The organism is Mucilaginibacter sp. P4_G9 (assembly GCF_056400985.1).
Genome location: NZ_JBFUKF010000247.1, coordinates 1 through 7,391, shown reverse-complemented (window position 1 = coordinate 7,391; position 7,391 = coordinate 1). Strand labels below are relative to the sequence as shown.

Annotated in this window: 2 protein-coding genes; both read left to right on the top strand. The window is 46.2% G+C overall.

All coding sequences use genetic code 11. The annotated features are described in order from the left end of the window. Positions 1-296, top strand: a 296-nt coding sequence (locus AC1DPZ_RS18365) for a phage tail protein (protein WP_477406053.1), incomplete at its 5' end; no start/stop codon positions are given. 273 nt (positions 297-569) lie between these two features. After that, positions 570-7,391 (top strand): cadherin-like beta sandwich domain-containing protein (locus AC1DPZ_RS18360; protein ID WP_477406051.1); only part of this gene is annotated, 6,822 nt, incomplete at its 3' end.

Here is a 7,391-nt window from a genome sequence, read left to right as displayed (position 1 = left end):
ACGGCAGTGAAAATGTGACACTAACTCCTGCGCAAATGCCGGCACATAGTCACGTTGTAAACGCGTTCTCGGGCGGCGGAGACTTAATACAACCGTCTGCAGGAGTCCCGGCTTCAACAATTGACGCYGGACCAGGTACGCTTTACAGTTCTTATTCCTCATCTAATCCTGATCAGCAAATGAGTCCTAAAATGATCCAACCGTCTGGCGATAATCGACCTTTTAGTGTAATACAACCAGTGCTTGCGGTTACTTACATCATTGCATTGGAAGGCATTTACCCTCCAAGACCATAGTGGTAATGATTTGTACCGGATTTTAATACCATGTATTGAAAGAGGAAATCTAAAGTAAATACAACCCCTGACTTATTTTAAGACAGGGGTTGTGTAGTATCGGCTATCATCTATCAATGTCTTTTATAATGTATCAGAGTGGGTTGCGTATAGTTATTAAAGTGAATTCTGTTATTGTAGACAATAGAACTGCTTATAAAGTGAATTGCAAGAGGCGTGGAAGAATTAATAATAATTTTACCCAGATAGCCATAACAATATTAATAACTTATTATGAAAAAATTTTTACTTCTTAACAGGAATTTTGGGCGTTATAGCCGATATTTTTTTGCTTTATTATTGCTCTTGGCATCGATAGCAGGCCGCAGCCAGGCCCAGGTATATTATACTTTTAACGATGGTAGCGGTGCTACCACAACCGCTAATGATGCTCTTTTTAAGATGGATTATAATGGCAGTAATGCTTCAAGTATTTTAGGGTCCATTAGTCCTACACCACTTTTTTTAACACTCGATTTGCCAAACAACCGGGCATTTGTAAGTGAAGGGTATGCACTTACAGGCTATAGCATTAAAGTTATTAATTTAACTACTAAGGCGGTAATTAAATCAATACCGGTACCGGACAAGATAGCGGGCCTGCGGTATGATGCGACAAGTGGTTATATATATTATATAACGGCAGGTGCAAGTTCAAATAATGTACTTGAGGCAACTGATGCACTTTATAAAGTATTACCTACCGACAACGCCGGAACACTGGTGATGGGCTCGATTACGTCCGGCCCTACATATTTAGCCATCGATATTCCACACGATAGGGTATTTATCTATGATTCATACGGAACTAACAGGAAAATTTATACCGTTAATGTCAAAACGGGGGCCAAAATAAGTTTCCCGATAACGCTTGGAGCTTACGGCTTAGAATATGATGCGCAAACCAATTTGGTTTATTATATTACCAGTGACGGATCGTACAAAACAAATAAGCCGGATGATGCCATCTGGAGTTTAACGCCAGACCTTGTTACTAATACTAAAGTAGTGGGATCAATTGGTGCAGCGGAAAATGCCTTTGCCATGGATGCCGGCAATAACCGGGCATATATTTATGATGGTGCCGGCGCGGCACCGGCCGATAGAAAGGTTACGTCTATAGATCTTACTACAGGTGCGATTACATTAGTCACTAATATTTCAACTTACCCCAATGTGGCGGCGGTTAGCTTTATAGCTGTTCCGCAACGTGCAGTGTTAAGTAAACCTATATTTGGCAATATAACGGCCTCATCGGTAAATGTGACTGATACTGTTAAGCTGAGCGATGTGGCCGTTACAGCGCGCGGTATCGTCTACAGCAGCAGTGCAGCTATGCCGGAAATTGGCGGCGCAGGTGTTATGCAGGTATCTGGTGGTACGGGCACCGGCTTGTTTACTTCAAGTGTTACAGGGCTTAGCCCTTCAACCACGTACAATGTCAGGGCATATGCCACAAGCAGTGCAGGTACAGCCTATAGTGAAGTAATTAGTGTTTCCACCACCTCCAATAATGCCAACCTATCTGCCTTTAGCATCGGTTCAGTCACATTAAGCCCAACTTTCGCAAGTGGCACAACAAGCTATACAGCCAACGTCACTTATGATAAAACAACGATAACAGTAACCCCCACGATAGAAGAGTCTCATGCCACTATAAAAGTAAACAACATAGCAATCACCTCGGGTTCGGCCACAGGTGCAATAAACCTTAACCCCGGCAGCAACACCATTACTACAGTGGTAACCGCCCAGGATGGCACAACATCAAAAACCTATACAACCACTATTACAAAAGATAAAAGCCCGCAAACCATTACGTTCAACGCACTAACCGCGAAAACCTACGGCGATGCAGACTTTACCTTGGGCGCGGTATCCGGCAGCACACTGGCAGTAAACTATACCAGCGATAATAATAATGTAGCTACGGTATCAAGCACAGGCCTGGTACATATAGTAGGAACAGGCACGGTGAACATAACGGCGGCACAGGCCGGTAACACCACTTATCTTGCTGCACCAAATGTAAGCCAGCAACTAACTATAAACAAAGCAGTATTAACTTATACTGCTGATGCTGTATCGCGCAATTATGGTGCTGCCAACCCAACCTTTACGGGCTCGGTAACCGGCTTTGTGAACGGCGATACCCAGGCAACCGCTACAACCGGTACTATGGTTTTTACTTCGGCAGCCGATGCTACATCTCCTGTAACTAACAATAACACAACGGTTATCCAGTATGGGATTAGCGGGAATGGGCTTAGCTCGGCCAATTACAGCTTTGCACAGGCTACGGCAAATAACACGGCATTAACGCTTAATAAAATTGTTATTACCTATACCGCGCAACCGGCAACCAAAGTTTATGGCGCGGCAAACCCGGCCTTGAATGTGGTGTTTGCCGGTATGGCAAACGGTCAGACGATTAACCAGGTACTTAATTCTTTGTCGTACGCTACCACTGCCACAGTTAGTAGTCCGGTTGGCAGTTATCCCATTACAGTAAGCGGCCTCGATGCACTCAATTACACGTTTTCTGCAGCATCATCCAACACCACCGCGTTTACCGTAACCAAGGCTGATTTAACATTTACGGCGCAGGCGGCTACCAAACATTATGGCGAGGTTAACCCTACATTAAGTGGCACCATTACCGGTTTCGTAAACAACGAAACTGCCGCAATTGCTTTGACCGGTACCGCGGTTTATAACTCCACGGCCGGTACAACCAGCAGCGTTGGCAGTTATCCTATAACGCTAAGCGGCGTATCAGCAATCAACTATAACATAACAGCTGCTGCAGCTAACAATACGGCCTTAACCATCACCAAAAACACACTGAGTTACGTGGCCACGCCGGCCAGCCGGGCATTTAATACGGCCAACCCATCGGTAACAGGTGCAGTAACCGGCTTTTTAAACGGCGATACCCAGGCATCGGCTACCACCGGTACGCTTAGCTTTAACACAACTGCAAYAACAAGTACACCGGTTGGCACATATGCTATTGATGGCGCGGGTTTAAGCTCGGCCAATTATAATATTGCTCAGGATGCTTCAAATGCCTCGGCGTTTTCTATATTCTTATCAACCAATGGCAACCTGAGTAGTTTAGCTATCAGTCAGGGTAGTTTATCGCCCTCGTTTGCATCGGGCGCTAATAATTATACCGCAACGGTCGCAACAGGTATTACTTCATTAACCTTAACGCCTACGTTATCAGATGCTAACGCCAGGGTAACGGTTAATGGCAACCAGGTAACATCCGGTACATTATCGGGCAGTATCTCTTTAAATGTTGGCCCCAATGTTATCCCGGTAAACGTAACCGCGCAGGATGGTACCACCACTAACCCGTATACTGTTACAGTAACCCGCCTGCCTTCGTCAGATGCAACATTAAATAGCTTTAACATCAGCACCGGTACGCCCACACCGGATGCATACAATGTATACCGGTCAAACGTAGCTAATACGGTAACCAGTTTTGATGTTACCGCAGTAGTTCATGAATCCAATGCCACTATAACAGTCAACGGCAATCCTGCAACTTCAGGTACACCGGTTACACTGCCGCTTAATTTGGGCGATAATGTATACAATTTAATAGTAACCGCGCAAGACGGTACTACGCAAAATTACTATGGCATGGTTATTAACCGCGCCTTTTCATCAAATAACCTGCTGAACAGCCTGGCGGTGAGTGCAGGTTCGCTTAGTCCGGCTTTTGACAACGCTACCCTTAACTATACCATGCAGGTGAGCAATGCAACCAAATCCATCGATATTACACCCACCTTTGATGCCACTGCTTACGGATCTCATGATGGTTTGCCGGCCCCATCCGGAGCGGCTTTTACCAGCGCACTTGCTATAGGTGATAACCAGATACCGGTAACCGTAACGGCACAAAATGGAACACCAAGAACCTACAATATAACCGTAACCAGGGCGACATCGACTGATGCAACATTGGCCGGTCTGGGTATAATGACCACCATTTCGGGGCTTGATGTGCCTTTCGATAGCGGTACTTATACCTACAACACTACGGTAACAAGTGATGTAGCTGCCTTTACCCTAAAACCAATAGCTACAAACAATGGCTCGACGATAACCATCAATGGGACGGCTTTAAATACTACCAATGGTAACGCCATCACGCTCCAATACTTTTCGGCAGTTGAACCTATGGTGATAGTAGTTACTGCCGGCGACGGAACAACCCAAAAAACCTACACCGTAAATGTAACAAGGAATTTCTCGACAAATAATTTGCTGCAAAGCTTAACGATGAACATCAACGGGACAATAACACCATTAATTCCTGTATTTGATGCGGCGACGAACGGCTATACGATGATCATTAGCGATCCCAATGTAACCGGCGTAGTAATTGCACCTGTGGCACAGGATGACCATGCCGAACTAAGGGTGGGCGGAGTGTTCGTAGCCAAAGGAACATCAAGGTTTGTAGCCTTACAGGGCGGCGCCAATGTAATCCCGGTAAACGTATTATCTTTTGGCGGGGGTAACAATACCTACAATATCACCATCAACCGGGCCTATTCATCAGATGCCGGTTTGATTAATATTATCCTTTCCGGTAACGCGGGGTATTCGGCTATCATTAACCAAGCCGCCAATAACCTTACTGCTACTATTCCTAATAATGTAACGTCTATAAGGCTAATTCCTAACGCCTCAGACCCGGGAGGTACGGTTATTACAGTGAACGGCTATGCTTTAACAAGCGGCTCATTAGACAACCTACCATTAGCCGTTGGCGATAATGTATTTACCATAGCCATAACTGCGGCAGATAACTCTAATACACAATATTATACAGTACATGCCATAAGGCTGCCGTTTACCGATGTTACGCTCAGTTCGTTAACGGTAGATAAAGGCGCCCTTGCACCCACTTTTTCACCGGGTACAACAAGTTATACTGTAGTTGTAGCCAACGGTGATAATGCTATTACTGTTACTCCGGTAGCGTCGGCAGCAGGTGTTAGCGTAAATGCCGGCGGACAAACCATTGATGCTTCAACTACATCGTACACCAACAGTGCGTTGTTTGTAGGCAACCAACGCATCACTGTAAGGGTAACAGCTCCCGATGGCGTGAATTTTACAAGCTATGCATTAAATGTGCTCCGTCCGTCGGCAAACCAGGCTTTTCTTGGTAATATTGTTTTGAGCAGCGGCGTTATTTCGCCTGCATTTTCACGAAACACGATAATTTACACGGCTTCGGTCGCGGGAAATGTATCGTCCGTCAACTTTACCCCGGCAACGGCCGAAGCTAACGCTATTATTACCGTAACCAATGGAGGTAATACAACCACTATTAATGCCAGTACACCATCAGTACTAATACAGTTAAATGCAGGCGCTAACGTAGTAACCACAACCATAACCTCGCAGGATGGCAGTACTACCAAAACGTATACAGTAACTATAACCAGGGCGGTTCCATCTGCCGATGCAACTCTTGCCGGCTTAAGCCTGAGTACGGGTACTATTAGTCCGGTGTTTAGCAGCGGTACAGATACCTACACGATGGGCGTAAATTATGCAACAGGTTTAATTACAGTAACCCCGGTCACTACCAATGCAAACGCGGTAGTTACGGTAGGGGGGGTGGCCGTTGTTTCGGGAGCTGGTTTGGGTGTGACTTTAAACCAGGGTGATAATGCTATACCTGTTGTAGTAACTGCCGAAGATGGCAGCACAACCAAAACCTACACGCTAACGGTTAACAGGGCTGCAGCATCCACTGATGCAACATTAGCCAGCCTGGACATAAATACCGGAACGATAATCCCTGTATTTGCGCCTGGTAAAACCAGCTATACCGCTACAGTAAGTAATACGGTAAGCAGTATTACGCTTTCTCCATTTTCTAATGATCCTAACGCTACTGTGCTGGTAAACGGTACAGCACCGGATGGGGTGACCGGAACAGTGGATATACCGTTAAACGTAGGTTCAAATAATGTTACTACCGTAGTAACCGCGCAGAATGGAATTACGACTAAAACATATACTTTAACAATAATACGTATTGCACCGGTATCCTCATCAAATATAGCGACGCTGAGTTCTATAAAAACCACACCATCAGGCGCGCTGGTGGCCACAACAGGCAGCAGTTCGGTAAATTACAAAACTTCGGTAGCCGCAGGTACCGGCAGTATAGTTATAACGCCAAAGGCGACCGATGCCAGCGCTGTTATCACCATTGAAGGCAACAGGGTACTTAGCGGTTCGGCATCTGCACCAATACCGCTGAATGCCACGGGGGGTACAACAATTCATCTCGTAGTAAAGGCGCAGGACAGTGTCACTATCCGTACCTATTCCATACTGGTAAACAGGAATGGCTCAAATATAGCGACGCTGAGTTCTATAAAAACCACACCATCAGGCGCGCTGGTGGCCACAACAGGCAGCAGTTCGGTAAATTACCAAACCTCGGTAGCCGCAGGTRCCGGCAGTATAGTTATAACACCAACGGCGACCGATGCCAGCGCTGTCATCACCATAGAAGGCAGCCGGGTTCATAGTGGCTCGGCATCTGCCCCAATACCGCTGAATGCCACGGGGGGTACAACAATTCATCTCGTAGTAAAGGCGCAGGACAGTGTCACTATCCGTACCTATTCCATACTGGTAAACAGGAATGGCTCAAATATAGCGACGCTGAGTTCTATAAAAACCACACCATCAGGCGCGCTGGTGGCCACAACAGGCAGCAGTTCGGTAAATTACCAAACTTCAGTAGCCGCAGGTACCGGCAGTATAGTTATAACGCCAAAGGTGACCGATGCCAGCGCTGTCATCACCATAGAAGGCAGCCGGGTACTTAGCGGTTCGGCATCTGCACCAATACCGCTGAATGCCACGGGGGGTACAACAATTCATCTCGTAGTAAAGGCGCAGGACAGTGTCACTATCCGTACCTATTCCATACTGGTAAACAGGAATGGCTCAAATATAGCGACGCTGAGTTCTATAAAAACCACACCATCAGGCGCGCTGGTG